This is a genomic window from Ideonella sp., assembly GCF_041918995.1.
In the GTDB taxonomy this organism is placed as follows: domain Bacteria; phylum Pseudomonadota; class Gammaproteobacteria; order Burkholderiales; family Burkholderiaceae_C; genus Ideonella.
In genome coordinates, this window is record NZ_JAYRUN010000001.1 from 1 (window position 1) to 23,058 (window position 23,058).

The 23,058-nt window shown below is 72.9% G+C and carries 24 protein-coding genes; 11 read left to right on the forward strand and 13 right to left on the reverse strand.

All coding sequences use genetic code 11. The features are described 5' to 3' along the window. The 6 genes from ACE3UN_RS00005 to ACE3UN_RS00030 form a co-directional block, all read right to left on the reverse strand. The coding region (locus ACE3UN_RS00005) for a HAMP domain-containing protein (protein ID WP_374672844.1) at window positions 1–1,066 on the reverse strand (1,066 nt) is incomplete at its 3' end. Between the two features lie 255 nt (window positions 1,067–1,321). Continuing rightward, window positions 1,322–2,686: a sorbosone dehydrogenase family protein gene (locus tag ACE3UN_RS00010; RefSeq protein ID WP_374672845.1), complete on the reverse strand. Its 1,365-nt coding sequence runs from the start codon at window positions 2,684–2,686 to the stop codon at window positions 1,322–1,324. A 5-nt stretch (window positions 2,687–2,691) separates the two neighbouring features. Continuing rightward, on the reverse strand, window positions 2,692–2,880 hold the full coding sequence (locus tag ACE3UN_RS00015; protein ID WP_374672846.1) for a DUF6496 domain-containing protein: 189 nt from the start codon (window positions 2,878–2,880) through the stop codon (window positions 2,692–2,694). 21 nt (window positions 2,881–2,901) lie between these two features. Continuing rightward, window positions 2,902–3,441, reverse strand: coding sequence for a hypothetical protein (locus ACE3UN_RS00020; RefSeq protein WP_374672847.1), 540 nt, complete (start codon window positions 3,439–3,441; stop codon window positions 2,902–2,904). A 73-nt stretch (window positions 3,442–3,514) separates the two neighbouring features. Continuing rightward, entirely contained in the window at window positions 3,515–4,564 is a 1,050-nt protein-coding gene (locus tag ACE3UN_RS00025) for a hypothetical protein (RefSeq protein ID WP_374672848.1), read from the reverse strand. An 88-nt stretch (window positions 4,565–4,652) separates the two neighbouring features. Beyond that, entirely contained in the window at window positions 4,653–5,804 is a 1,152-nt protein-coding gene (locus ACE3UN_RS00030) for an ATP-binding protein (protein WP_374672849.1), read from the reverse strand. A 213-nt stretch (window positions 5,805–6,017) separates the two neighbouring features. Here ACE3UN_RS00030 and ctaD point away from each other — a divergent pair, with 213 nt between their 5' ends. From ctaD to ACE3UN_RS00045, 3 genes are read left to right on the forward strand one after another with little or no spacing between them, the layout of a single operon-like run. Continuing rightward, window positions 6,018–7,661: a cytochrome c oxidase subunit I gene (gene ctaD, locus ACE3UN_RS00035; protein WP_374672850.1), complete on the forward strand. Its 1,644-nt coding sequence runs from the start codon at window positions 6,018–6,020 to the stop codon at window positions 7,659–7,661. A 13-nt stretch (window positions 7,662–7,674) separates the two neighbouring features. Further along, entirely contained in the window at window positions 7,675–8,157 is a 483-nt protein-coding gene (locus tag ACE3UN_RS00040) for a DUF2244 domain-containing protein (protein WP_374672851.1), read from the forward strand. Between the two features lie 41 nt (window positions 8,158–8,198). Continuing rightward, a complete protein-coding gene (locus ACE3UN_RS00045) occupies window positions 8,199–8,420 on the forward strand; it encodes a hypothetical protein (protein ID WP_374672852.1) in 222 nt (73 codons plus the stop codon). Between the two features lie 17 nt (window positions 8,421–8,437). Here the strand turns inward: ACE3UN_RS00045 and ACE3UN_RS00050 are convergent, their stop codons facing one another. Then, entirely contained in the window at window positions 8,438–8,731 is a 294-nt protein-coding gene (locus ACE3UN_RS00050; RefSeq protein ID WP_374672853.1) for a hypothetical protein, read from the reverse strand. 148 nt (window positions 8,732–8,879) lie between these two features. On the opposite strand from ACE3UN_RS00050, the gene ACE3UN_RS00055 reads away from it, so the two are divergent. After that, complete coding sequence (locus tag ACE3UN_RS00055; RefSeq protein ID WP_374672854.1) at window positions 8,880–9,419, forward strand: hemerythrin domain-containing protein; 540 nt, start codon at window positions 8,880–8,882, stop codon at window positions 9,417–9,419. 170 nt (window positions 9,420–9,589) lie between these two features. Continuing rightward, a complete protein-coding gene (locus tag ACE3UN_RS00060) occupies window positions 9,590–9,988 on the forward strand; it encodes a response regulator (protein ID WP_374672855.1) in 399 nt (132 codons plus the stop codon). Here ACE3UN_RS00060 and ACE3UN_RS00065 read toward each other — a convergent pair. Then, window positions 9,976–12,003 carry a prolyl oligopeptidase family serine peptidase gene (locus ACE3UN_RS00065; RefSeq protein WP_374672856.1) on the reverse strand — a complete coding sequence of 676 codons (2,028 nt, stop codon included), beginning with the start codon at window positions 12,001–12,003 and terminating at the stop codon, window positions 9,976–9,978. The two genes, ACE3UN_RS00060 and ACE3UN_RS00065, sit on opposite strands and share 13 nt — an antisense overlap. Before the next feature lie 97 nt (window positions 12,004–12,100). Continuing rightward, window positions 12,101–12,430 (reverse strand): hypothetical protein, encoded by a 330-nt coding sequence (locus tag ACE3UN_RS00070; RefSeq protein WP_374672857.1) that lies wholly within the window; start codon window positions 12,428–12,430, stop codon window positions 12,101–12,103. Between the two features lie 153 nt (window positions 12,431–12,583). Here ACE3UN_RS00070 and ACE3UN_RS00075 point away from each other — a divergent pair, with 153 nt between their 5' ends. Next, on the forward strand, window positions 12,584–13,753 hold the full coding sequence (locus ACE3UN_RS00075; RefSeq protein ID WP_374672858.1) for a hypothetical protein: 1,170 nt from the start codon (window positions 12,584–12,586) through the stop codon (window positions 13,751–13,753). 27 nt (window positions 13,754–13,780) lie between these two features. Next, a complete protein-coding gene (locus tag ACE3UN_RS00080; protein ID WP_374672859.1) occupies window positions 13,781–14,536 on the forward strand; it encodes a ferritin Dps family protein in 756 nt (251 codons plus the stop codon). 63 nt (window positions 14,537–14,599) lie between these two features. Here ACE3UN_RS00080 and ACE3UN_RS00085 read toward each other — a convergent pair whose 3' ends face one another. Together ACE3UN_RS00085 and rpoN are read right to left on the reverse strand one after the other, a co-directional pair. After that, a complete protein-coding gene (locus tag ACE3UN_RS00085; protein WP_374672860.1) occupies window positions 14,600–15,019 on the reverse strand; it encodes a hypothetical protein in 420 nt (139 codons plus the stop codon). A 71-nt stretch (window positions 15,020–15,090) separates the two neighbouring features. Beyond that, the gene (rpoN, locus tag ACE3UN_RS00090) at window positions 15,091–16,521 is read right to left on the reverse strand and encodes an RNA polymerase factor sigma-54 (RefSeq protein ID WP_374673180.1); all 1,431 of its coding nucleotides are present in this window, start codon (window positions 16,519–16,521) and stop codon (window positions 15,091–15,093) included. 262 nt (window positions 16,522–16,783) lie between these two features. Here rpoN and ACE3UN_RS00095 point away from each other — a divergent pair, with 262 nt between their 5' ends. From ACE3UN_RS00095 to ACE3UN_RS00105, 3 genes are all read left to right on the forward strand, one after another. Then, on the forward strand, window positions 16,784–17,443 hold the full coding sequence (locus ACE3UN_RS00095) for a hemerythrin domain-containing protein (protein WP_374672861.1): 660 nt from the start codon (window positions 16,784–16,786) through the stop codon (window positions 17,441–17,443). Continuing rightward, window positions 17,443–18,651 carry a glycosyltransferase gene (locus tag ACE3UN_RS00100; protein WP_374672862.1) on the forward strand — a complete coding sequence of 403 codons (1,209 nt, stop codon included), beginning with the start codon at window positions 17,443–17,445 and terminating at the stop codon, window positions 18,649–18,651. The genes ACE3UN_RS00095 and ACE3UN_RS00100 overlap by 1 nt, the downstream gene beginning before the upstream one ends. A gap of 77 nt (window positions 18,652–18,728) precedes the next feature. Next, entirely contained in the window at window positions 18,729–19,058 is a 330-nt protein-coding gene (locus ACE3UN_RS00105; RefSeq protein ID WP_374672863.1) for a BON domain-containing protein, read from the forward strand. Between the two features lie 45 nt (window positions 19,059–19,103). On the opposite strand, the gene ACE3UN_RS00110 is transcribed toward ACE3UN_RS00105, so the two are convergent. After that, window positions 19,104–19,841, reverse strand: a complete 738-nt coding sequence (locus ACE3UN_RS00110; protein ID WP_374672864.1) for an outer membrane beta-barrel protein — start codon at window positions 19,839–19,841, stop codon at window positions 19,104–19,106. Window positions 19,842–20,049: 208 nt separating this feature from the next. Between ACE3UN_RS00110 and ACE3UN_RS00115 the strand changes: the two genes are divergently transcribed. Next, the gene (locus tag ACE3UN_RS00115) at window positions 20,050–22,269 is read left to right on the forward strand and encodes an ATP-binding protein (RefSeq protein WP_374672865.1); all 2,220 of its coding nucleotides are present in this window, start codon (window positions 20,050–20,052) and stop codon (window positions 22,267–22,269) included. A gap of 54 nt (window positions 22,270–22,323) precedes the next feature. Here ACE3UN_RS00115 and lepB read toward each other — a convergent pair whose 3' ends face one another. Beyond that, on the reverse strand, window positions 22,324–22,992 hold the full coding sequence (lepB, locus tag ACE3UN_RS00120; protein WP_374672866.1) for a signal peptidase I: 669 nt from the start codon (window positions 22,990–22,992) through the stop codon (window positions 22,324–22,326). Window positions 22,993–23,058 lie beyond the last annotated feature (66 nt).

Here is a 23,058-nt window from a genome sequence, read left to right on the forward strand (position 1 = left end):
CCTCGGTGCCCACCTCGCGCGCCACACGCGTCACCTCGGCCGCGAAGGAGCGCAGCTGGTCCACCATGGTGTTGATGGTGTTCTTCAGCTCCAGGATCTCGCCCTTCACGTCCACCGTGATCTTCTTGGACAGGTCCCCGGTGGCCACCGCCTTGGTCACGTCGGCGATGTTGCGCACCTGGCTGGTCAGGTTGGACGCCATCGAGTTCACCGAATCGGTCAGGTCCTTCCAGGTGCCCGAGACGCCCTCCACGCGCGCCTGGCCGCCCAGCGAGCCTTCGGTGCCCACCTCACGCGCCACACGCGTCACCTCGGAGGCGAAGCTGCGCAGCTGGTCCACCATGGTGTTGATGGTGTTCTTGAGCGTCAGGAACTCGCCCTTGACGTCCACCTCGATCTTCTTGGAGAGGTCGCCCTTGGCCACGGCAGTGGTCACGTCCGCGATGTTGCGCACCTGGGCCGTGAGGTTGCCCGCCATCGAGTTGACCGAGTCGGTCAGGTCCTTCCAGGTGCCGGCCACGCCCTTCACCGTGGCCTGGCCACCCAGCTTGCCCTCGGTGCCCACCTCGCGCGCCACGCGCGTCACCTCGGCCGAAAAGTTCCCGAGCTGGTCCACCATCTTGTTGATGGTCTGCGCGGTGTGCAGGAACTCGCCCTCCAGCGGCCGGCCGTCCACCTCCAGCGCCATGCTCTTGCTCAGGTCGCCCTGGGCCACCGCGCCGATCACGCGGGCCACCTCGGAAGTGGGGTGCACCAGGTCGTCAATGAGCGAGTTCACGCATTCCAGCGAATCGGCCCAGAAGCCCCGGGCGTCACGCAGGGCGGCGCGCTGCTTGAGCTGCCCCTGGCGGCCGACCACCTGGCGCAGGCGCGACAGCTCCTTGGCGAGGCTGGCGTTCTGCGCCACCACGTCGTTGAAGATGTCCGCCACCCGGCCGGCCACGCCGGTCCAGTGGTGGGGCAAGCGCACGTCCGCATCCCCGTTGCGCAAGCCGACCAGGGCCGTCAGCAACACGTGAAGTTCCTGCGTCGGCTCCTGCGTCGCCGGCAGTTCGATGGTGCTCATCACGGCCCTCCAAGGCATCTGTACAGCGCGACCGGTCCACCCGGCCGTGGGGGGCGTTTCAGCAGCTTCCGTGCCACGCGCACCGGGCCGGTGCGGCGCCCCCGTCTTCCCCTGGGCACGCGGCCTGCCGACGCGGGTTAAACCCGAGGGTGCGCGGTGGCTGCCCCCGGTGGACTTTGCGCGTCTTCGGTAAGGCTTGCAGACAAGCTGCCGCGTGGCGCGCCCCCGGGCAGCGCATGGCGGCCCGGGCGGCGCTCAGCGCGCGGCGGCCGGCGGCGCCACCCGCCACACCGCGTTGCCCACGTCGTCGGCCACCAGCAGCCCGCCGCGCCCGTCCACCGCCACGCCCACCGGGCGGCCCCAGGCGTCGCCCTCCGGGCTCAGGAACCCGCTCAGCACGTCCTGCGGCTGCGCGCCAGCCGCCGGCAGCGGGCCGTCGAAGGGCACGAACACGACCTTGTAACCCGCCAGCACCGAGCGGTTCCATGACCCGTGCAGGCCCACGAACGCCCCGGCGGGGTAGCGCCCGCCCAGCACCTCGGGCCGGGAGAACGCCAGTCCCAGCGGTGCCACGTGGGAGCCGAGCGCGTAGTCCGGCTTCAGTGCCCGGGCCACCTGGTCGGGCCGGGGCGGCTGCACACGCTCGTCCACGTGCGTGCCGAAGTAGCTCCAGGGCCAGCCATAGAAGCCGCCGTCCTTCACGCGTGTCAGGTAGTCGGGAACGAGGTGGTCGCCGAGCTCGTCGCGTTCGTTGACCACCGTCCACAGCGCGCCATCGGGGCCCCAGCCCATGCCGTTGGGGTTGCGCAGCCCGCTGGCGAACACACGCGCCCGGCCGGTCTCCCGGTCGATCTGCCAGACGGCCGCGCGGCCCTCCTCTTCGGCCATCCCGTGCTCGGCCACGTTGCTGTTGGAGCCGACCGTGGCGTAGAGCTGCCTGCCGTCCGGGCTCGCGATGAGCGACTTCGTCCAGTGGTGGTTGCGCGGCCCCGCGGGCAGCGGCGCCAGCGTCTGCGGTGGCGTGGTGATGCGCGTGTCGCCCGCCCGGTACGGCACCCACACCACCGCGTCGGTGTTGGCCACGTACAGGCGCTCGCCCACCAGCGCCATGCCGAAGGGCGAGCGCAGCCCCTGCAGCAGCACGCTGCGCACGTCCGCCACCCCGTCGCCGTTGGTGTCGCGCAGCAGGGTGATGCGGTCCGCGCTGGGCACACCGGCGCCGGCGCGCTTCATCACCCACTTCATGGCCTTGCCCTTGAGCCCCTCGTCGTCCTCGGGCCGCGCCGGCGCATTGGACTCGGCCACCAGCACGTCGCCATTGGGCAGCACGTGCAGCCAGCGCGGGTGGTCGAGCCCCGTGGCGAAGGCCTGCACGGCCAGGCCCTGCGCGGCCACCGGTTGGCGCCCCGTCGGCCAGGGCCGGGCCGGCGCGATGTTCACCGTGGGCACCAGCTGGCGCTGCGGCGCGGGCAAGGCCGGCTGCGGCCCGATGCCCGGCTCGGCCCCGGCGGACACCGGCGCGGCAGCGCCGCCTCCGGGGCCGGCCGCGGTGCTGCAGGCCGCCGCCATCGCGGCCGCCATGGCCGCCAGCCAGCGGCACCCCGCACGGGTGGTCCCCATGGCCGTCAGTGCGTGTCGCCGGCGGGCGACTTGGGCACCTTGCCGCCGGACTTGCGCGCTTCCGACAGGCCGATCGCCACCGCCTGCTTGCGGCTCGTCACCTTCTTGCCGCTGCCGGACTTGAGCTTGCCCTGCTTCATCTCGTGCAGGGCCTCGCCCACCTTCTCGTGGGCTTTCTCGCCATAGCGTGCCATGGTGCGTGCTCCCGGGTCGGGTCAACCACCACGCTGGCGGCTTTCGCGCCAGCGGGTGAACTCGTCGGCGAAGCTGCCGTCGCGCTGCGCCCCTCGGCGCTCGTCGCCGCGGGCGCCGTCTCCCGGGCCGGGGCTCTGCAGGGCTCGCCAGGCGCGGTAGTCGGCGTCCAGCTGGCGCGCATGCTCTTCGCGACACCGCCGGTAATCCGGGTCCCAGTGCTCCTCGGGCGACTGCTGCGCGCCCTCGCCCCGCAGCGCGCGGTTGGGGTCGGCGTGGCGGCCCTCGTCCATGTCCTTCACGGTGGGGCCGCCGCCGCGCTCGGGCGTGTGGTCGGGGTGGGCGCCGCGGCCATAGCGGCCTTCCCAATCACCGCCGTAGCCGCTGGTGCCGCCGAAGCCCTGGCCCCCGTAGGCGTGGCCGCTGGCCGGGTGGCCGGGCGCGTCGGGGTCCGGCCGCGGGCCGGCACCGGCGCGTCCGCCGAACTGGCCGCCGCCGTAGCCCTGGTCGGGCCGGCCCCAGCGGGCGCCGCCGTGGCCGCTGTCGTCGTGGATGGATGGCATCGTGGTCCTCGCCGTGTCGCGTCTGCGGCCCATCCGGCAAGGGCTGTACCCGTCGCACCCGACGGCGGCCCGCTCAGCGTCGCACCGGCACCAGGACCATGGCCCGCTTGTACGACGGCGGAGGGGTCGGCGACGCGTACACGAGGATGTGCCCGGCATCGGTGATGCGCAGCGCGTGGCTGCTGCCTGCCAGGCTGATGTGGCCCTGTTCGAGCAGGGCCGCGAGGCTGGCGCCCTGCCACTGGCCGTCGATCTTCTGCCAGATCACCGGGCGGGAGACGGGCACGCGGCCGCTGCGCATCTCGTGGCAGAAGCCGACCACCTGGAGGTGCCGGTTGACGTCGCGGGCCTCGCATTCGGTGGCCAGGCGCGGCACGGGCAGCCGCTCCAGGCCCCCGGTCTCCGACCAGATGGCCGCGCGCCGCCGCCCGGTGCCCACCCTGCCCGCGGCCACACGCTCGTCGTTGAGCGCATGCAGCGTCATAGGGATGCGGAGCAAGGCGCCCGAAGCCTTGCGCAAGAAGCTCACCCCCGTCCGCACGTGGCCGGCGATGTCACCGTCGTCGTTGATCGCCACGACGTCATGGGGAATGTCGAACAGACGCTCCAGCGTGCCGTCGGGCGCCCACAGCACGACATGGCGCTTGCCGTGAAGGCCGCCGTGGGCCACGCCGAGCACCGTCCCGTGGTTGTTCACGTCCACCGCGACCATGTGCTCCATGGGGTGCTCGTGGGCGAGCACGTGTCGCTGGCCGTCCGGCTCCAGGGCCAGGCCCCGCCACAGCGCCACGCCGTTGTCGATGACGGTGGTGTCGCCGACCGCCAGGCCATGGTCGTTGATGGCCTGCAGGTGCGCATACGTCCCGAGTGCCGAGGCGCCCTCCACCCGCTCGAACCGATGGGGCGGCGTCCAGCGGAAGGCGTTCTGCGGCCACGGCTGCGACCACAGGCTGCCCACGACCTGGTCCGATTCGTTCATGTCGAGCGGCTCATGGCCCACGGGCCGGTCGGCCTGGTCGTAGTACGCGCGGTAGGTGGTGAAGCCGGGCGGCGCCTCGGCCGCGGCGGTGGCGCCGGCGAGCCAGGCGCAGACCGCCAGAGCGGTGCGGAAACGGCAGTGCACGTGAAGGGCCTCCAGGGATTCAGGGGGCCGCACCTTGCACCTGCCGGCGCGCGCCGGCCATCCCGAACAGCGAGACCGAGGCGCTGCCTCAGGTCCCCGGGCGCCGCAGCGGCAGCCGCACGCGGAACTCGCTGCCCTTGCCCGCCCCCTCGCTGCGCACTTCCACCGTGCCCTGGTGCAGGGCCACGATTTCCTTCACCAGCGCCAGGCCGATGCCCAGGCCGTCACCCCGGGCCGTGCCGGCCCCCTCCCCTTGGGTGAACATGTCGAAGATGCGCGGCAGCAGCTCGGGGCCGATGCCGCGCCCGGTGTCCCGCACGGCGATGGTGCAGTGCGTGGAGTCCGCCGTGGCCAGCAGCACTACCTGCCCGCCGCCCGGCGTGAACTTGATGGCGTTGTTCAGCAGGTTCACCACCACCTGGTGGATGCGGCCGGCGTCGAGTTCCACCGCCACGGCGACGGACGGCTGCACCACCAGCAGGTGCACCCCCTTGGCCTGCGCGGCGCCCTGGCAGCCGTCCACGGCGTTGGCCAGCAGGCCCTGCAGCTCCACGCGGGCGGGGTGCACCTGCAGCCGGCCCTCGGCCACCCGCGCCATGTCGATCAGGTCCTCGATCAGCCGGTCCATGAAGCCGATCTGGCGCCGCAGCAGGCGGATGGCCTGGGCATGCCGCTCCGCCTCGGACGGGTGGGTGAGCATCTCCACCGCCACGGCCATGGGCTGCAGCGGGTTGCGCAGCTCGTGCGCGATGGTGGCGAGGAACACCTGCCGGTCGCGCTGCGCCTTCTCGAGCCGCTCCACCTGGTTCTGCAGCGCCGTCGTGCGCGTGCGCAGGTGGGTCACGTCGCGGAACAGCTTCACGTAGCCGCAGACGCGCTCGTCCGCCGTCCGCCGCGGCAGCACCACGCCGCTCGCCCAGAACCAGGAGCCATCGCGCCGCACGTGCCAGCGCTCGTCCTCGGACGCGCCGAGCAGCCCGGCCGTCCTCAGTTCATGGCGGTGGTGCTCGTGGGCCACGTCCTCGGGCGTGAACAGCAGGCCGATGTCGCGGCCCATCACCTCGTGCGGCTCGAAGCCGGTGATGTGGAAGGCGCCCTCGCTCCAGCCGGTGATGGCGCCGCGCTCGTCGGTGAAGACCACCGCGATCTGCCGCGCCCCGCCCATCAACAGGTCGACGAGGCCGCCGACCTCTGCGGCCTGCCAGGCGCCATGGGGGGAGGGGGAGGGGTGCGAGTTCATGGCAGCGCGCCGGGTGCCGTAGGCGCCCGGCTGCCCGGGGCGCAGGCAGGCAGCGTGCCGCCCTCCAGCCGGCACCGGCTGGCGCGGGCGTCTGTGCGTGGTGCCTGCCCCTGCGCCCGCGGCCGCGCGCCGTCGGCGCATCCGTCCCCCAGCGGCATGGCCTGCCGCATCGCATACCGATTGCCGGGCAGGCAGCCACTCCGAGGAGTCGCCATGCCCGCCGACCATGCCGCCGTTCCGCCCGTGCGCCCGCTGCCGCCCCACGCGGGCGGGCAGGACGAACACGACGCCCTGCCCCACGGCTGGCGCCGCTGGCTCTACGCCACCAACCACAAGGACATCGGCACGATGTACCTGGCCTTCAGCTTCGCGATGCTGATGCTGGGCGGCCTGCTGGCCATGTTCATCCGCGCGGAGCTGTTCCAGCCGGGGCTGCAGTTCACCCACCCCGAGCTGTTCAACAGCTTCACCACCATGCACGGCGTGATCATGGTGTTCGGCGCGATCATGCCGGCCTTCGTGGGCTTCGCGAACTGGATGATCCCCATCCAGATCGGCGCGTCGGACATGGCCTTCGCGCGCATGAACAACTTCAGCTTCTGGCTGCTCATCCCGGCGGGCGCCCTGCTCGTGGTGAGCTTCTTCCTTCCGGGCGGGGCGCCCTCGGCGGGCTGGACGCTGTACCCGCCGCTCACCCTGCAGATGCCCATGGGCATGGACGTGGCGATCTTCTCGCTGCACCTCATGGGGGCCAGCTCGATCATGGGGGCGATCAACATCATCGTCACCATCCTGAACATGCGGGCGCCGGGCATGACGCTGATGAAGATGCCCATGTTCTGCTGGGCCTGGCTGCTCACCGCCTACCTGCTGATCGCGGTGATGCCGGTGCTGGCGGCCGCCATCACCATGACGCTGACCGACCGGCACTTCGGCACCGGCTTCTTCAACGCCGCCGCCGGCGGCGACCCGGTGCTCTACCAGCACGTGTTCTGGTTCTTCGGCCACCCCGAGGTCTACATCATGATCCTGCCGGCCTTCGGCATCGTGAGCCAGGTGCTGCCGGCGTTCGCGCGCAAGCGGCTGTTCGGCTACACGTCCATGGTGTACGCCATGGCGGCGATCGGCGTGCTCTCGTTCATCGTGTGGGCGCACCACATGTTCACCACCGGCATGCCGGTGACCGGGCAGCTGTTCTTCATGTACGCCACCATGCTGGTGGCCGTGCCCACCGGCGTGAAGGTGTTCAACTGGGTGGCCACCATGTGGCGCGGCTCGATGAGCTTCGAGACGCCCATGCTCTGGGCCGTGGGCTTCATCGCGGTGTTCACCATCGGCGGGCTCACCGGCGTGATCCTGTCCACCGCCCCGGTGGACATCCAGCTGCACGACACCTACTACGTCATCGCGCACTTCCACTACGTGCTGGTGGCCGGCTCGCTGTTCGCGCTGTTCGCCGGCTTCTACTACTGGTCGCCCAAGTGGACGGGCGTGATGTACCCCGAGGCGCGCGGCAAGGTCCACTTCTGGGTGTCGCTGGTGTCGTTCAACGCCGCCTTCTTCCCCATGCACTTCCTCGGCCTGGCCGGCATGCCGCGGCGCTACGCCGACTACGCCATGCAGTTCGCCGACTTCAACGCCTTCATCTCGCTGTCGGCCTTCGTGTTCGGCCTGGCGCAGGTGTACTTCCTGCTGTTCGTCGTGCTGCCGGTGTACCGGCGGCGCGGCCAGCCGGCGCCGTCGAAGCCCTGGGACGGCGCGGAGGGCCTGGAGTGGGAGCTGCCGTCCCCCGCGCCGTACCACAGCTTCGAGACGCCGCCCCGCCTGGACGGCAGCGGCACGCGCATCGCAGGCTGAGGAGGCGCCCGCCGTGCCGGCCACTGCCGCGCTGTCCAGCCAGACCTGGGACCTGCGGCGCAACTGCGCCCTGCGCCCCGGCCAGCTGCTGGCCGCGGTGGGCGCCGCAGGCGGGCTGCACCTGGCGATGGCCGGCGTGGCCTGGGCCGCGGGGCTGGCCTGGGTGGCCGTCTTCGCCGTGCTCGAGAGCGCCGGCATCGCGGGCGCGCTCGTCTGCTACATGCGCCATGCCTGCGACCGCGAGACGCTCACGCTCGACGCGGGCCGCTGGCTGCGGGTGGAGCGCCACTGCGCACAGGCGGTGGAGGTGGTCACGCTCGACGCCACCTGGGTGCGCGTGGGCTGCGACGGCGCCGCGTCGGGCGGCCACGGGCTGCTTCGCCTGTCCGCGGGCGGCGTGCACGTGTGCGTGGGCCGGCATGTGCGGCCGCACCAGCGGCTGCGGGTGGCGCAGGAGCTGCACCAGGCGCTGCAAAGGGTACGCGCCTTGCCTTGAACCAGGCAGCACGCGGCCCCGCCGGCCGCAGGAGACCCACGATGCAACCCGCCCACGGCCGATCGCCAGAGGACTCGCTGGCCGCCTGTCTCGCCGATGCGCTGCGCCTGCGCTGCGGCGCGCTGGAAGAGATGCTCCGGCAGCACGCCGGCCCGTCGTTGATGCTGGCGATGGTGATGGACATCCGTCGCCTCAGCCACGAGCTGACCACGGCGCTCGAGGCGCATGCCGCGCTGGAGCGCATCCGCCACCCCGAGACCTGAGACCCCGGCCGCGGGGCTCAGGGCGGGTCGTCCGGCTGGCGGCCCACTCCGGCCGGCATGCCGCCGCCCAGCAGCGCGCCCACCACGCCACCGGCCACCGCCCCGAAGAGGCTGCCCACGGGCCCCATGGCCAGGCCGATGAGGATGCCGAGCAGCACGCCCGCCAGGCCGCCCGCCAGGGCGCCGATGGGGTGGGTGGCCAGGCCCTGCCACACGCTGCTGCCGCGCACGGCCGGCCGGGCCTTCGGGTCCACCGAGGGGCCGGGCCCGCGGGGGTCGTTGGCGGTGTCGCGTCGAGGGGTGTCGTCCATGGGGAGCTCCTGGTGGCGCGCCGTCCGAACGGCCGGCGCCGTGCCCCCGCCGCGGCAACCGGCGTACCCCCACCCCCCTGGCTCGTGGGGGCCCGGGTGTCGAACTTGCCTGACCGGGGCGAGTCGATCCTGCATGCAAGGAGCCCCCATGCCCCCTACGCCCGCCACGCACCACACCGCCTCCGACGAGGCCCAGGCCCCGCGCCGACGTCGCACCGACGTGCCCGACGCCGTGGCCCAGCTGACCGACGACCACCGCGCCATGCTGCGGCTGTTCAAGGACTACGACCGGCTGGTGAAGCACGGCGCCGGAGCCGATGAGCGCGCACGCCTGGCCGCCCGCATCGGCGGCGAGCTGGAACTGCACATGCAGCTCGAGGAAGAACTGCTGTACCCGGCCTGCCGCGAGCGCATGAACGAGAACGAGCTGGTCGACGAGGCCGTGGTCGAGCACGAGAGTGCCCGCGAGCTCATCCGCCAGATCGACGGCATGCACCCCGACGAGGCGCTGTACGACGCCAAGGTGAAGGTGCTCGGCGAGTACATCGAGCACCACGCGCGCGAGGAAGAGGACGAGCTCTTCCCCAAGGTGCGGCGCCGGCTGGACACCGAGGCCCTGGGCGAGCAGATGCACGAGCGGCGCGCCCAGCTGGCGCTGGCCGAGCGGCACGCGCAGCTGGCCGGCTGACGCCGCCCATGCGCCACCCGGTTCTCCCGCTGCGTGGCCGGGAATCGCCCGCCTGTCACCGGGGGCATCGCCCCCGGGGGTGAACCGGGCTCTGGTACTTTCCGCCCTGGTCTGGACAGGCCGCGGGCGCCCCCGCGCGGGCAGGTGGCGCGGCATCTTGTGGAGCGATGATGGAGGGACACAACAACCCGCCACCCCGGCGCGTGCTGGTGGTGGACGACAACCGCGACAGCGCGGACAGCCTGGCCATGGTGCTGGGCATCTACGGGCACGACGCCCGGCCGGCCTACGACGGCACGGAGGCGCTCGCCCTGGCCGAGTCGTTCGAGCCGGAGGTGGTGCTGCTGGACATCGGCCTGCCCGACATCGACGGGCGCGAGGTCTGCCGCCGGTTGCGCGCGCTGCCGCGCGGCCCCGGCATGCTGATCGTCGCCCAGACCGGCTGGAGCAGCGACACGGACCAGGCGAGCACACGCGAGGCGGGCTTCGACCACCACGCCGTCAAGCCCGTGGACCCGGACAGCGTGCTGGGCTGGATGTCGCGCGAGCCGCTGCGTCAGCCGGCCTGACCGCGCCGCGGCGCCAGCGGCTGGTCGACCCACTGCTCCAGCCACGCCACCAGGCGCCGCAGGATGTCCACGCGGTGCGAGGGCTTGCCCTGGCCGAAGACGTGGTGGCTGCCGCCGGGGTAGATGACGAGCTCGGTGGCCACGTCGCCGCCGCCGGCGCGGCGCAGCTTCACGAACAGCTCCTCCGACTGGCACTTGGGGCAGCGCTCGTCCTGCTCGCCCTGCAGGAACAGCGTGGGCGTGGCCGCCTGCTCGATGCGCCCCATGGGCGACAGCCGGATCATCAGGTCGCGGTCCTGCCGCGGCTCGCCCTTCATCGAGTACGGGTCCGCGTAGTAGCCGCTGTCGGAGGTGCCGTAGTGCGTCTCCAGGTTGCCCACGGGCGCGCACACCACCGCCGCGCGGAACAGGTCGCAGGTGCCGATGGCATAGGCGCTGAGGTAGCCCCCGTAGGAGCTGCCGGTGATGGCCAGGCGCTCGTCGGCCACGCCCTCGCGCTGCAGCTGGCGCACCGCGGCCTCCACCTGGGGGCAGTCGAGCTCGCCCCAGCGCGAACGCAGCCGCTCGGCGAACGCCCGCCCGTAGCTCGACGAGCCCACCGTGTTCAGCGCCAGCACCGCCCACCCGCGTGAGGTCATCAGCTGCCAGTGGGCCTTGGTGGGATAGACCGGCATCACGTAGCTGGCCGGCCCGCCGTGCACATCCACCAGCAGCGGCACGCTGCCCTGGCGGCCCGGCGGCAGCAGCAGCCAGCCGTCGATGTCCTCCTGGCCGCCCTCGCCGTCGGGCACCTGGAAGTGGCGCACCACCACCTCCGGCTCCATGCGCTCGCGCCGCCATCCGTTCAGCTCGCTCAGGCAGCGCGCGTCCGTGCCGTCCCAGCCGCTGGCCCACAGCTCCAGCGGCGCGCACGGCCCCTCCAGGCCGACCAGCAGGTGGTCGGCCGTGGCCGCCAGGTGGGTGACGTGGCGGGTCTGCTGCGGCAGGGCCGTGAGCCGGCCGGAGGGCACCTCGATGACGGCCACCTCCTGCATGCCGCGCCAGGCGCGTACGAAAGCGAAGGCCGAGCTGTCCGGGCGCCACTGGAACTGCCCGGTGGCCACCTCGATGTCCTCGTCGCCCAGGGGCCGCACGTCGTCGGCCTGGCTGTCGTAGATCCACAGGCGCCGCTGCGAGTCGCCCTCGTGCCGTGCGCCGGCGAAGGCGATCCAGCGCCCGTCGGGGGACCACGAGGGCAGCGACACGTTGTCCAGCTCGTGCGACAGGCGCTCGCGCCGCCCGGCACGGCCACGCCCGTCCAGCTCCACCCGCCACAGGTCCGTGCAGTGCTCCCGCTCCGGCTGGTCGCGCGTGGCGACATAGGCGATGTGGCTGCCGTCGGGCGCCCAGCAGGCCTCGCGCACCTCGATGTCCCCCCGCGTCAGCGCGGTCGCCTCGCCGCTGCTGGCGTCCACGCGGAACAGGTGCACGCGGCGGTCGAGCTGGTAGCCCTGGCCGTCGAGCTTGTAGGGCAGCCGCCAGGCCACGACCGGCGCCTGGGCGTCGCGCTCCGGGCGGCCCAGGTCCAGGTCGCGCGTGCCGTCGCGCCGGGCGTCCGGGTCCACGTGCACCGTGATCAGCGCCAGCAGGGCGCTGCCGTCGCAGCGCCAGGCATGCTGCACCACCTCACCCTCGGCGTGCGTGAGCTGCCGCGCTTCGCCCCCATCGGCCGGCATCACATACACCTGCGCCGAGCCGCCGTGGCGGTCGGCCAGGAAGGCGATCCGGCGGCCGTCGGGGGACCAGCGCGGCGCCTCGTCATGGCCGGGGCCCTGGGTGAGCTGGCGTGCCTGGCCGTCCTCGGGCGACCAGGTCCACAGCCGGGAGGTGGTGGTGTCCGACGCGGCATCGATGCGGCTCACCGACGCGGCCACGAGCGGGTAGCCCACGACGGCATGCAGCGCGGTGAGGCGCTGCTCCTGCAGGATGTCGTCGATCTCGAAGGCGACGGCGCGCCGGGTGGTCTGGGTATCCATCGTGGGATCGTCCGGATGGGGTCTGGGGGGCGTGAAAAAGGGCGGGGAAGGGCTTTCCCTTCACCCGCCCCGTGGGCGTCACGAGGACGCCGGCCGATCAGCGGCGCTCGTTGCGCTCGTTGCGCTCGTCACGCTGGCCTTGCTGGCCTTGCTGGCCTTGCTGGCCGCCTTGCGAGCCGGAGCCGGAGCCCGAGCCGATGGACGACTGCCCGCCCTGCTGGCCCTGCTGGCCCTGGTTGCGGTTGGACGACTGGTCCTGCTGCTTGTTCAGGCCCTGCTGGCCCTGCTGGCCTTGCTGGTTCTGGCCCTGCTGGCCCTGCTGGTCCTGTTGGCGGTTCTGGCCTTGCTGGCTGCCGCCCTGCTGGCCCTGCTGGCCGGCCTGCTGGTTCTGCTGGCCGCTTTGCTCGTTGCGATTCTGTTGTGTCATGACGTCTGCTCCGTGTGTGTCATCGGCGGGAATCGCCGACGCCACCCCATCCGGCAACGGGCGTGCCACCGCAGCGTCTTACAGGGGTATGCCCATTGCCTGAAGCGGAAAGCGTGTCTTCACTCATCCCCGCCTCTCGGCAAGGAGCGTTCTATGGCTTTGAACATCATGGACAACCGTGGCGTGCCACTGGACCGGCAGCGGTTCACCTGGCGCGACATGGTCCAGAAACCCATCAGCAAACTCGACGACGACGCGTACACGCGCGTGCGCATCATCCTCATGAACGGCATCGAGATGGAGGCCCTGCGCTTCTCGCATGCCTGTGCGCGCATGAACAAGTCGCTGCAGCCCGTGCTGGCACAGATGCGGCGCGTGGAGCACCACCAGGCCACCACCATCAACTGGCTGATCGGGGCCGACCACTCGCCGCTGGAAACCACCATCGCCTACGAGCAGGTGGCCATCGACGTGACGGCCGGCGTGGCCATGCGCGAGCCCGACGCCTACCTGGCACAGGTCTACCGCTTCGGCCTGCTGGAGGACTTCGACCACATGTACCGGTACTCGGCGCTGCTGGACCGGCTGGAGGGCAAGGACGCGAACAACATCCTGCAGAGCTACACCGACATCCTGCCCGGCCGCCCCACCATCGTGGAGCACCGCGACCCGCTGGACGACCTGCGCGAGCCCTACGACCGCACCGCCGCACTGCCGCTGTCGAAGCTGCATGCGCTGACGATCATGGCCGCCGAGCAGCAGACCCACAACTACTACATGAACATCGGGCCGCTGTTCTCCGACCCGATGGCCCGGCTGCTCTACGCCGAGATCGCATCCATCGAGGAGCAGCACACCACGCAGTACGAATCCATCATCGACCCCGACGAGAGCTGGCTCGAGAAGTGGGTGCTGCACGAGGCGGCCGAGGTCTACAACTACCACGGCTGCGCCGAGCAGGAGAGCAACCCGCGCATCAAGGCCCTGTGGACGCGCTTCCTGGACTACGAGCTGGCGCACCTGCACATGGCCATCGAGCACTTCCAGCGCATGGAGGGGCGCGACGTGGCCGAGATCCTGCCCAAGGAGCTGCCCGATCCCATCCCGATCGCCTCGCAGCGCGAGTTCGTGCGCAAGGTGCTGGCCGCCGAGGTGGACCTGCGCGCCGACGGCAAGCAGTTCGTGCCCAAGGACCAGGAGCCCCAGCGCTCGGTGCTGTACCGCGAGCGCCTGAACGCGGAGGGCTCGCCCACCGAACTGGTGGCCTCGCAGTACCGCTGGCAGCCGGGCACCGAGCTCAACGAGCTGCCCCGCGCCGCCTGACCCGCCACCCCTTCAAAGGAGTTGAAGATGCACATGCACACGGAGATCGGTCGCAACCGCACCGGCGCCCAGATGTCACCCATCCTGACGGCAGAGATGCAGGACGGTGAGGACGAGGCGCCCATTCTTCCCGGTGCCGACGGCCAACCGGAGCGCGCCGACCTGGCCATGAAGCTCGACTACGCACGCGACGCCGACGCGCTGGGCAGCGTGCCGCCACCGGCCACGCTGACCGGCGTGGTGAAGTCGGGCGTGGACATGGTCACCGGCAAGCGGCCGCAGGTCCTGATCGACAAGCTGGGCGAGCGCCTGGCCTTCGAGCGTGGCGGCGTGCGCCTGTACGACGCGCTGCTGGTCAAGTGCGCCAGCGCGGACGGCGCCGGCCTGGGCGCCGAGGAGATCCAGACGCTGGAACGCTTCCGCCAGGAAGAGGCCGCGCACTTCGCGCTGGTGGCCGACGTGCTGCGCGACCTCGGCGGCGACCCGACCGCGCAGACGCCCTGCGCCGACCTGGTGGGGGTGGAGAGCGCCGGCCTGGTGCAGGCCATGAACGACCCGCGGACCAACCTGCTGCAAGGGCTGCACGTGATGCTCGACGCGGAGCTGATCGACAACGCCAGCTGGGAGCTGCTGATCGAGCTGGCCGAGGCCGCCGGGCACAAGGCCCAGGCGGAACGGCTGCAGACCGGCCTGCAGCAGGAGGCCGTGCACCTGCAGACGCTGCGCTCGCTGGTGGCGCGGCTGACGCTGGAGGACGCGGGCGCCCTGCCCGCCACGCGCTGATCGGTCGCCCCGTGAGCGAAAGAGCCGCCCGAGGGCGGCTCTTTCTTGTGGGGCAAGCGGGCGTCAGCGGCTCATGCGGCCGATCAGCCAGCCGATGGCCGCCGCGGCGGCCACGCTGGCCATGGGATGGTCGCGCACGCAGCCGCGCGCGGCCTCCATGTACTCGCGCTCCAGCTCCGCCATGCGGGAGGCCTTGTGGCGCAGCTGCTCGGCCGCCTGGGCCAGCGACTCGGCGGCGCTGTCCACGGCCTCGTGGGCGCCGGACACCACGCGCTCGAAGCGCGGGTCACCGGCCATGGCGCCCGCGCCGCCGGCGCCGGCCATGCCGCCGGACATGCCCATGCCGCTGCCGCCCATGCCGCTGCCCTTGTCGCCGCCGCTGCCGGCCCCGGAGAGGGAGCCGGCGGAGCCGCCGGGCGAGGCGCCCATGTCGGCGTCGTTGCTCATGTTGGCGAGAAGGTGGCGAGGCAGCGCAGTGGCCATGGTGGAACTCCGGAAGTGGGGGATGAAGGGGGATGCCCGCCACGGTGGGCAAGCGCCGTACCGGGTGGCGCTCAGCGCACGCGGCGGCGCTCCACCGCCTCGATCTTCAGCATCTGCCGGTACTTGGTGACGGTGCGCCGGGCGACCATCAGGCCCTGGCCGACGAGCTGGCGCCGGATGTCGGCGTCCGACAGCGGGTTGGCCGCGTCCTCCGCCTCGATGATGTCCTTGATGAGGCCGCGGATCGCCGTGCCCGAGCAGGCGCTGCCATTGGCGCTGACGATGGCGCGCGAGAAGAAGTACTTCAGCTCGAACACGCCGCTGGGCGTGGCCATGTACTTGTTGTTCGTCACCCGCGAGACGGTCGATTCGTGGATCCCGCACTCCTCGGCGATCTCGCGCAGCAGCAGCGGCTTCATGGCCATGGGGCCGTAGTCCAGGAAGTGGCGCTGGCGCTTCACGATCGCCGTGGCCACGTCCAGGATGGTGGAGAAGCGCTGCTCCACGTTGCGCAGCGTCCAGCGTGCATCCTCCAGGTGGCCCGCCATCTCGGTGTTCTCGGCGGCCTTGCGGTGGCGCTGGAAGAGATCGGCGTACACGCGGTTCAGCCGCACCCGCGGCACCACCGCCGGGTTGAGCTGCACGGACCACTGGTTGCGGCGCTTGCGCACCACCACGTCGGGGATCACGTAGGCGATGTTGGCGGCGCCGAAGCGCCAGCCCGGGCGGGGGTCCAGGCGGCGGATGCGGTCGCATGCCGCCTTCACCTTGGCGTGGTCCTCGCCCAGCTTGTGCGCCAGCGCGTTCACGTCCTTGGCGGCCAGCGCCTGCAGGTGGTCGGTGACGATGCGGTTGGCCAGGGCGCGCTGCTCGGGGCAGTCGATGGCCTGCAGCTGCAGCTGCAGGCACTCGGCCACGCTGCGCGCCGCCACGCCCGCCGGCTCGAGCGACTGCACCAGGCGCAGCGCCACCTGCAGCTCGTCCAGCGTGGCGGCCGGGTCGATGGGGATGATGCCCACCAGCTCGTCCAGCGGCGTGCGCAGGTAGCCGTCGTCGTCCAGCGATTCGACGATGCCGCGGGCCAGCACCAGGTCGCGCGGCGTCAGCGGCAGCACGTTCAGCTGGCCGTGCAGGTGCATCGCCAGCGTGGTCTCCACGGCCATCATGTCCATGGCCGAGAGGTCACCGTCCTCGGCACGGCGCAGGCTGCTTGCCCGGTCGGCCTGCCACAGGTCGCGGTCGTCGCCCTGGGGGTCGAGCGACACGGCATCGCCTCCACCGTCGTCCACCGTCGGCCCGCTCACCGACTCGTCGACGCCGGCCACGGCGGTGAGGGGGTCCGGCCCTTCCTCGTCCTCGAGGAACGGGTTCTCGCCCAGCTTGCTGCGGACGATCGCCGCGAAGTCGAGCGACGACATCTGCAGCAGCCGCACGGCGTGCTGCAGGCGCGGCGACAGCGTCTGCACCTGCCGTTGGTCATTGCGCAGTTCCAGCCCAGCCACGTTGAGCATCTCCTGTTGGGGGGTCGCAGGCCCGCCGGCATGGCGGCGGCTCCGGGCCCGGGCGGCAAGCGCCGCGGGCAACGAGCCGTTCCACGGCAATGCCTGTGCCGGCTGCATCGCCCCCCCCATGGAGTGGTGGAGGCGCCCCCGCGCCGCCTGGCACCGGAATTGCCGCAATCGCTGCCGACCGGGCCACCGGCCACCGCCCCGGCGCAACGGCACGCCGCTTGCCCAAACGGGGCTGCAGACCCCGGAGCCCACCATGCAAGCCAGCCCTCCCACCACGCGCGTGACGCGTGCCGCCACCGCCGCCCGCAGCCGCGTGATCGACCTGCTCCAGGAAGACCACCGGCGCATCAAGCAGGCCTACCGCGAGTTCCTGCGGCTCGATGCGCAGCGCAACGGCGACCTGTGCGAATCGATCGTGCGGCGCACCCTGGCCGAGCTGCGCGTGCATGCCGCCCTCGAGGAGGAGCTGCTCTACCCGCTGCTGCGGCCCATCGTCACGGATGTCGAGGCGGTGGACGAGGCCGAGGTGGAGCACGAGATCGTGCGCTACCTGGGCGAGCAGCTGGACGCGTCCCATGCGGTGGATGAGAAGTTCGCCGCCCGCTTCTCCGTGCTGTGCGAGTACGTGCTGCACCACGTGAAGGAGGAAGAGGGCGAGCTGTTCCCGCAGCTCAAGCGGGCCAAGCTCGACTGGGAGGGCCTGCTGGACGAGTTCATGGCCCGCCGCCAGGCGCTGCAGGCTGCGGACGGCCGCCTGGACAGCATGGTGGCGCGGGAATCCGGCGAGTACGTGGCCGAGCGCGGCGAGGACTCGCAGCTGCCGGCCGACGAGCACGGCGTGCTGCTCAACGGCCGACTGGCCGGCCGCCCGGCCCACTACGAGGCCGGCACCATCACCAGCCGCAAGATCTGATGGGCGCCGCCAGCCCTTCACCGGCGCGGGCGGCCGCCCGCGCCGCGGAGCCGGTGCGTGTCATGCAGGTCATCGGCAATGCGATCGTGGGGGGCATGGAGACCTGGGTCGAGCGCCTGATCCAGCGCCTGCCTGCCGCGCGCTTCCGCGTGGTCGCGCTGTGCCCCTACGAGAGCCTGTACACCGACCGCCTGCGGGCACTCGGCGCCGAGGTTCTCGTCACGCCCATGCCGGACGACCCGCCGTGGGCCTCGGTGCAGATGGCCACCATGCTGGCGCGCCACCACCGCATCGAGCTGATCCACGCGCACCTGCCCAACGCCCACCTGCTCGCCGGGCTGGCCGGCCGTCTGGCCGGCGTGCCGGTGATGTCCACCATCCATGGCCGGCACCTCAGCACGCTGGACCTGGAGATGCACCGCCTGGTGGGCAGCCACCTGAGCGTGGTGTGCCAGGAGAGCTACCACCATGCCCTGGCCGCCGGGGCGGACCCGTCCCTGCTGAGCTGCGACCCCAACGGCGTGGACACCTCGGTGTTCGTGCCCCGTGCGCGCCCCGCGGCGGGCCAGGGGCTGCGGGCCGAGCTGGGCCTGGCCGACGACGTGCCGCTGATGGGTTTCGTCGGCCGGCTGTCGCCCGAGAAGGGCCCCGAGACCTTCATCCGCGCCGCCATGCTCACCCTGGCGCGCCACCCCACGGCGCATGCCGCCGTGTTCGGCGAGGGGCCGCTGGAAGGCGGCGTGCGGGCACTGGTGGCGCAGTTCGGCCTGGCCGGGCGCGTGCACCTCATGGGCGTGCGGGGCGAGATCGAGCAGGTGCTGCCCCAGCTCGACGTGGTGGTGTCCACCTCGCACTCCGAGGCCATGCCGCTGGCCCTGATGGAGGCCATGGCCTGCGGCGTGCCCGTGGTCGCCACCCGCGTCGGCGGCGTGCCGGAGATCGTGCAGCAGGGCCGCACCGGCTGGCTGTGCGAGCGCGGCCATTTCGAGGAGATCGCCGTGCGCACCGCCGAGCTGCTGCGCGACGAGCCCGCGCGCCGTGCCATGGGCGAGCGCGCGCGCGCCTGGGCCGTGCAGCGCCTGGACCTGGCGCGCCACACCGGGCGGGTCGCCGACCTCATCACGCGCCTGGCCCGGCCGCCGGTCCCTGCGGCCGCGATGCGCCACGCCAGCGGGCACCCGCCGGCGGCGAACCAGGCCGCCGCCTGAGGCGTGGCGCGCCGCCGCCGCCCGGGCCCGCCGTTTGCCCATCGGGGGCCCCAAGCCAACCACACGGAGTCTTCCCCATGACACCCACCCGTTCCCTTCTCACCGCCACCTTCGTCGCCCTGGGCGCCACGCTGGCCATGTCCGGCTGTGCCGTCACCAGCGGCCAGAGCAGCGTCGGCCAGTACGTGGACGACACGACCATCACCACGCGCGTGAAGGCCCGCATGGCCGAGGACCCGCAGGTCAGCGCGATGCGCATCCAGGTGAAGACGCTCAACGGCACGGTGCAGCTGTCGGGCTTCGCCACCAGCCAGGCCGAGAAGGACAAGGCCGGGTCGATGGCGTCGGCCGTGCCGGACGTGAAGTCGGTGCGCAACGACATCGTCGTGCGGCCGGCGACCAACTGACCCCAGGGGCCGCCTCGCGGCCCCTGCCTGCAGCAGCGGACCGGCTCAGAACTGGTGGCGATAGCCCAGCGTGGTCATCTCCACCGCCCGCCGGCCCTGGCCCTGGAAGTTGAACTCGTGACGGTCGTACTCGACCACCAGCGCCGAGTGGCGGCCCAGCTCGTAGGCCACGCCGGCCCCCCAGCCCGGTCCCCAGCCCTTGCGCACGCCGGTGGGCAGCCCCGCCAGCGCATCGGCGGTCACCTTGGTGCGGCCGTACGTGGCGCCGACCTTGGCGAACGCCTGCCAGTTGCCCAGGGGCAGGCGCCCCAGCAGGCTGAGGTTCAGGCCCTGGGCCGAGGTCGTGCCGCCGGCGCGGTCGGCGTTACCCATGTGCAGGTAGGCCAGCTCCACGCCGACGTGGCGGTTGAACATGCCGCCCACGTGCACGCGGCCGGCCAGGTCGGGGTTCTTGCACCGGTAGCCGCCGAAGCCGCAGCCGGTGGAGTAGCGGGACTGGCCCAGGTCGATGCCGAAGTAGCCGCGCCGCGTCCAGGGCAGCACGCTGAACCCGGTGTCGCCCTCGTCCGCGCCGGCGGTGCTGGAGTAGCTGGCGCTGATCACCTGGCTGGCCGGCGTGGGCTCCGTGGGCGCGCCGGCGGTGGACGCGGGCGGCAGCGTGGTGCCGGGCACCGGCGCGGGTGCGGGCAGCTGGGCCTGGGCGGCGCCCATCGTCGCCAGCCAGGCGGCGGTGACCGCCCCTGCCAGCCGGGCGGCGGTGTGTCGGGAGGTGAGGCGGGCCATGGTGGGGGTCCTTTCCATGCAGGGGTCGCGGAGGTCCTGCGTGCGATGTCATCGTGGCAACCCGGCCGCCCGTGGGGTGTCAGACGGGGCCGCATCCGCGCGTGCGTCTTCTCGTAAAGTGCCTGTGCTGTCCGTTCTTCGAGGGTGTCCCCTCCACGCCGCCGGCCGCCTGATGCCGCGGCGCTCTGCCTCTGCTGGTGCCCCACCGATGGCCTTTTCCCTGCGTTCCCGCCTGCTGCTGCTGGTGCTGTCGGTGCTGCTGCCCGCGCTGGCCGGCGCCCTGTGGGTGATCGTCAGCACCTACCGCGCGGAAGGCGATGCGCTGGACCAGGTGGTGCACGACAACGCCTCCGCGCTGGCCATGGTGGTGGACCGCGAGCTCACCCAGCGTGCCGCCATCGCGCGCGCGCTCGCCAGCTCCCCCCTGCTGGAGACCAGCCCGCGCCCGGAGCCGGAGCAGCTCGCCGCCTTCGAGCGCCAGGCGCGCCACGTCATGGCCGGGCTCGCCGGCTGGGTGGAGCTGCGCTCGGGCGACGAGGTGCTGCTCAGCACCCGGCCGGCCGCGGCCACCGCCCCGCCCGCGCCGGGCAGCGGCCCCGCGCTGGCCGATTCGGCCAAGCTGCAGCCCATGGCGCGCGCCGCGGGCACCCCCTGGCACGCCACGGTGGTGGAGCCGGTGCACCAGGACGGCCAGGTGGTGCTGAACCTGGCCGTCACCATCCTGCCCCAGGAGCTGCAGGGCATCCTCGACAAGCACCGCCTGCCGCCGGACTGGATCGCCACGGTGATGGACCAGTCCGGCACGGTGGTCGCGCGGCAGCCGGGCGGCTTCAGCTTCGTGGGCCGGCCGGGCAGCGACTCCCTGCGCGAGCAGATGCGCGGCCGCACCGAAGGCACCTTCGAGGGCACGTCGCTCGACGGCCGGTCGGTGCGCGGGCACTTTGCCCAGGCCTCGCAGGGCTGGACCTTCCTCGTGGCCGTGCCGCGCGACCGCTTCGCCGCCAGCGGGCGCGATGCCGTGGCCGGCCTGCTGCTGGGCGGGCTGGTGCTGCTGGGGCTGGCCGTGGGTGGCGCACTGTGGCTGTCGCGGCGCATCGCCCGCCCGGCGGCGGCGCTGCAGGGCATGGCCGCCCGCATGCAGCGCAGCGAGCCGGTGCGCGCGGCGCCCACCGGCATCGCGGAGTTCGACCAGGTGGCCCAGGCGCTGGCCGAGGCCTCGCGCACGCTCAGCGCCTCGCACGAGGAGCTGGAACGCCGTGTCGCCCAGGCCGTGGCCCGCACGCGGGACGCCGAGCAGCGCGCCTCCCAGGGCCAGCGCGTGGAGGCGCTGGGCCGGCTCACCGGCGGCGTGGCGCACGACGTGAACAACCTGCTGGGCGTGATCAGCAACAGCGCCTACCTCATCGAGCGTCGGGCCGGCGCGGCCGAGGAGATGCAGAGCCCGCTCGGCGCCATCCGCCGCGCGGTGGAATCGGGGCGGCGGCTCACCCAGCACCTGCTGCGTTTCGCCGGCCGCCATGCCACCCGGCCCGAGCGCGTGGACCTGGTGAGCACCGCACCCGAGTGGCAGGAACTGCTGGCGATCGTGCTGGGCAAGCGCGTGCAGGTGCAGCTGCAGGTCGAGCCCGGCACGCCGCCGGTGGTGGTGGACCCCGGGGAGCTGGAGCTCGCGCTCATCAACCTGGCGCTCAACGCGCGCGACGCGCTGCACAACGCGCCGGCCGGCCGGGGGCACGTGGTGCTGGAGATGCGCCGGGCCGACCCGGCCGACCACCCCGGGCTGCCGCCGGGCGAGCATGTGCAGATCACGCTCACCGACGACGGCTGCGGCCTCGACGACGAGGTGGCCCGCCGCGCGTTCGAGCCCTTCTTCACCACCAAGCCCATGGGCAGCGGCTCGGGCCTGGGGCTGGCGCAGGTGCACGGCTTCTGCACGGAAGCCGGTGGCCAGGTGCGCATCGCCGGGGCCCCTGGCCTGGGCACGGCCGTCACGCTGCTGCTGCCGGCCGCGCCCGCGGCCACGGCGGCCGCCTCGCCCGCCGCCGCGGCGGCACCGGCCGGCGGCGCCGACCTGGCCGGCCTGCGCGTGCTGCTGGTGGACGACAACGCCTCGCTGGGCGAGGTGACGAGTGCGGTGCTCGGTGCCCACGGCGCCGCGGTCACCCCGGCGCTGAGCGCGGAGCAGGCGCTGTCGCTCATGGACGGCGGCTCGCGCTTCGACGCGGTGCTGTCGGACATCGTGATGCCCGGCGGCATGGACGGCGTGGCCCTGGCACGCACGCTGCGCGAGCGTTTCCCGCGCCTGCCGGTGGTGCTGATCACCGGCTACAGCCACATCCGGCTGCCCAGCGGCGAGTTCCCGGTGCTGCACAAGCCCTGCAGCCCCGGCGAGCTGGTGCAGGCGCTGCAGCAGGCGGCCCGCGGCTGATGCCCCGGCCGCGCCGGTCGCGCGGACGCGGCGGTCGCGCGGCCACCGCGCGGCTCAACGCAACGGCGCGGCCGTGCGCTCCCAGCGGGGCAGCCAGTGCCCCAGGATGTCGGCCGACACCAGCGTGCGCTCCGCCCGGCCGATGAGCAGGGGCCGCGCCACCGGCCCGATGAAGCGCGAGTCCTCGCTGTCGTGCCGGTTGTCGCCCAGCATGAAGTAGTGGCCCGCGGGCACCACCACCGGCCCGAAACGCCGCGGCCCCGGCCAGCCCGCGAGGAACTGCACCGCATGCGAGCGGCCGTCCAGCGCCTCCTCGGCGCGCAGCGCCGCCCGCGGCCCCCCGCCGGCCTGGGCCTCCACCACGGCATGCAGCGTGTCGTAGCGGGCGGGCTCGCCGTTGACGGACAGCACGCCGTCGTCGATGGCCACCACGTCGCCCGGCAGTGCCACCAGGCGCTTGATCAGCCGCGTGCCGTCACGCGGGGAGCGGAAGGTGACGATGTCGCCCCGCCGCGGCTCGCCCAGGCGGGCCACGACCAGGTCGCTCAGCGGCAGCTTGAGGTCGTAGGCCAGGCGGTTCACGAACACCACGTCGCCCTCCAGGATGGTCGGGCGCATGGAGCCGGTGGGCACGGGGTTCCAGTCGGCCACGGCCGTGCGGAACACGCCCAGGCAGAGCAGGAACACCAGGAAGCCTCGGTGGGCGCGGAGCCAGTGGCGCATGGCAGTGTGCACGCGGTGTGCAGGCAGTGAGGGTGCGCCCAGGCTAGCGGCCGCCCACCCCGGGCC

Bases quoted from the DNA above. Each gene is read 5' to 3' on its own strand.
- ACE3UN_RS00015 (WP_374672846.1), bottom strand. From the start codon at position 2,880: ATGGCACGCTATGGCGAGAAAGCCCACGAGAAGGTGGGCGAGGCCCTG.
- ACE3UN_RS00100 (WP_374672862.1), top strand. From the start codon at position 17,443: ATGGGCGCCGCCAGCCCTTCACCGGCGCGGGCGGCCGCCCGCGCCGCG.
- ACE3UN_RS00030 (WP_374672849.1), bottom strand. From the start codon at position 5,804: ATGAACTCGCACCCCTCCCCCTCCCCCCATGGCGCCTGGCAGGCCGCA.
- ACE3UN_RS00020 (WP_374672847.1), bottom strand. From the start codon at position 3,441: ATGCCATCCATCCACGACGACAGCGGCCACGGCGGCGCCCGCTGGGGC.
- ACE3UN_RS00105 (WP_374672863.1), top strand. From the start codon at position 18,729: ATGACACCCACCCGTTCCCTTCTCACCGCCACCTTCGTCGCCCTGGGC.
- lepB (WP_374672866.1), bottom strand. From the start codon at position 22,992: ATGCGCCACTGGCTCCGCGCCCACCGAGGCTTCCTGGTGTTCCTGCTC.
- ACE3UN_RS00055 (WP_374672854.1), top strand. From the start codon at position 8,880: ATGCCCCCTACGCCCGCCACGCACCACACCGCCTCCGACGAGGCCCAG.
- ACE3UN_RS00010 (WP_374672845.1), bottom strand. From the start codon at position 2,686: ATGGGGACCACCCGTGCGGGGTGCCGCTGGCTGGCGGCCATGGCGGCC.
- ACE3UN_RS00045 (WP_374672852.1), top strand. From the start codon at position 8,199: ATGCAACCCGCCCACGGCCGATCGCCAGAGGACTCGCTGGCCGCCTGT.
- ACE3UN_RS00095 (WP_374672861.1), top strand. From the start codon at position 16,784: ATGCAAGCCAGCCCTCCCACCACGCGCGTGACGCGTGCCGCCACCGCC.
- ACE3UN_RS00075 (WP_374672858.1), top strand. From the start codon at position 12,584: ATGGCTTTGAACATCATGGACAACCGTGGCGTGCCACTGGACCGGCAG.
- ACE3UN_RS00110 (WP_374672864.1), bottom strand. From the start codon at position 19,841: ATGGCCCGCCTCACCTCCCGACACACCGCCGCCCGGCTGGCAGGGGCG.
- ACE3UN_RS00080 (WP_374672859.1), top strand. From the start codon at position 13,781: ATGCACATGCACACGGAGATCGGTCGCAACCGCACCGGCGCCCAGATG.
- ACE3UN_RS00060 (WP_374672855.1), top strand. From the start codon at position 9,590: ATGGAGGGACACAACAACCCGCCACCCCGGCGCGTGCTGGTGGTGGAC.
- ACE3UN_RS00070 (WP_374672857.1), bottom strand. From the start codon at position 12,430: ATGACACAACAGAATCGCAACGAGCAAAGCGGCCAGCAGAACCAGCAG.
- ctaD (WP_374672850.1), top strand. From the start codon at position 6,018: ATGCCCGCCGACCATGCCGCCGTTCCGCCCGTGCGCCCGCTGCCGCCC.
- ACE3UN_RS00050 (WP_374672853.1), bottom strand. From the start codon at position 8,731: ATGGACGACACCCCTCGACGCGACACCGCCAACGACCCCCGCGGGCCC.
- ACE3UN_RS00065 (WP_374672856.1), bottom strand. From the start codon at position 12,003: ATGGATACCCAGACCACCCGGCGCGCCGTCGCCTTCGAGATCGACGAC.
- ACE3UN_RS00085 (WP_374672860.1), bottom strand. From the start codon at position 15,019: ATGGCCACTGCGCTGCCTCGCCACCTTCTCGCCAACATGAGCAACGAC.
- ACE3UN_RS00115 (WP_374672865.1), top strand. From the start codon at position 20,050: ATGGCCTTTTCCCTGCGTTCCCGCCTGCTGCTGCTGGTGCTGTCGGTG.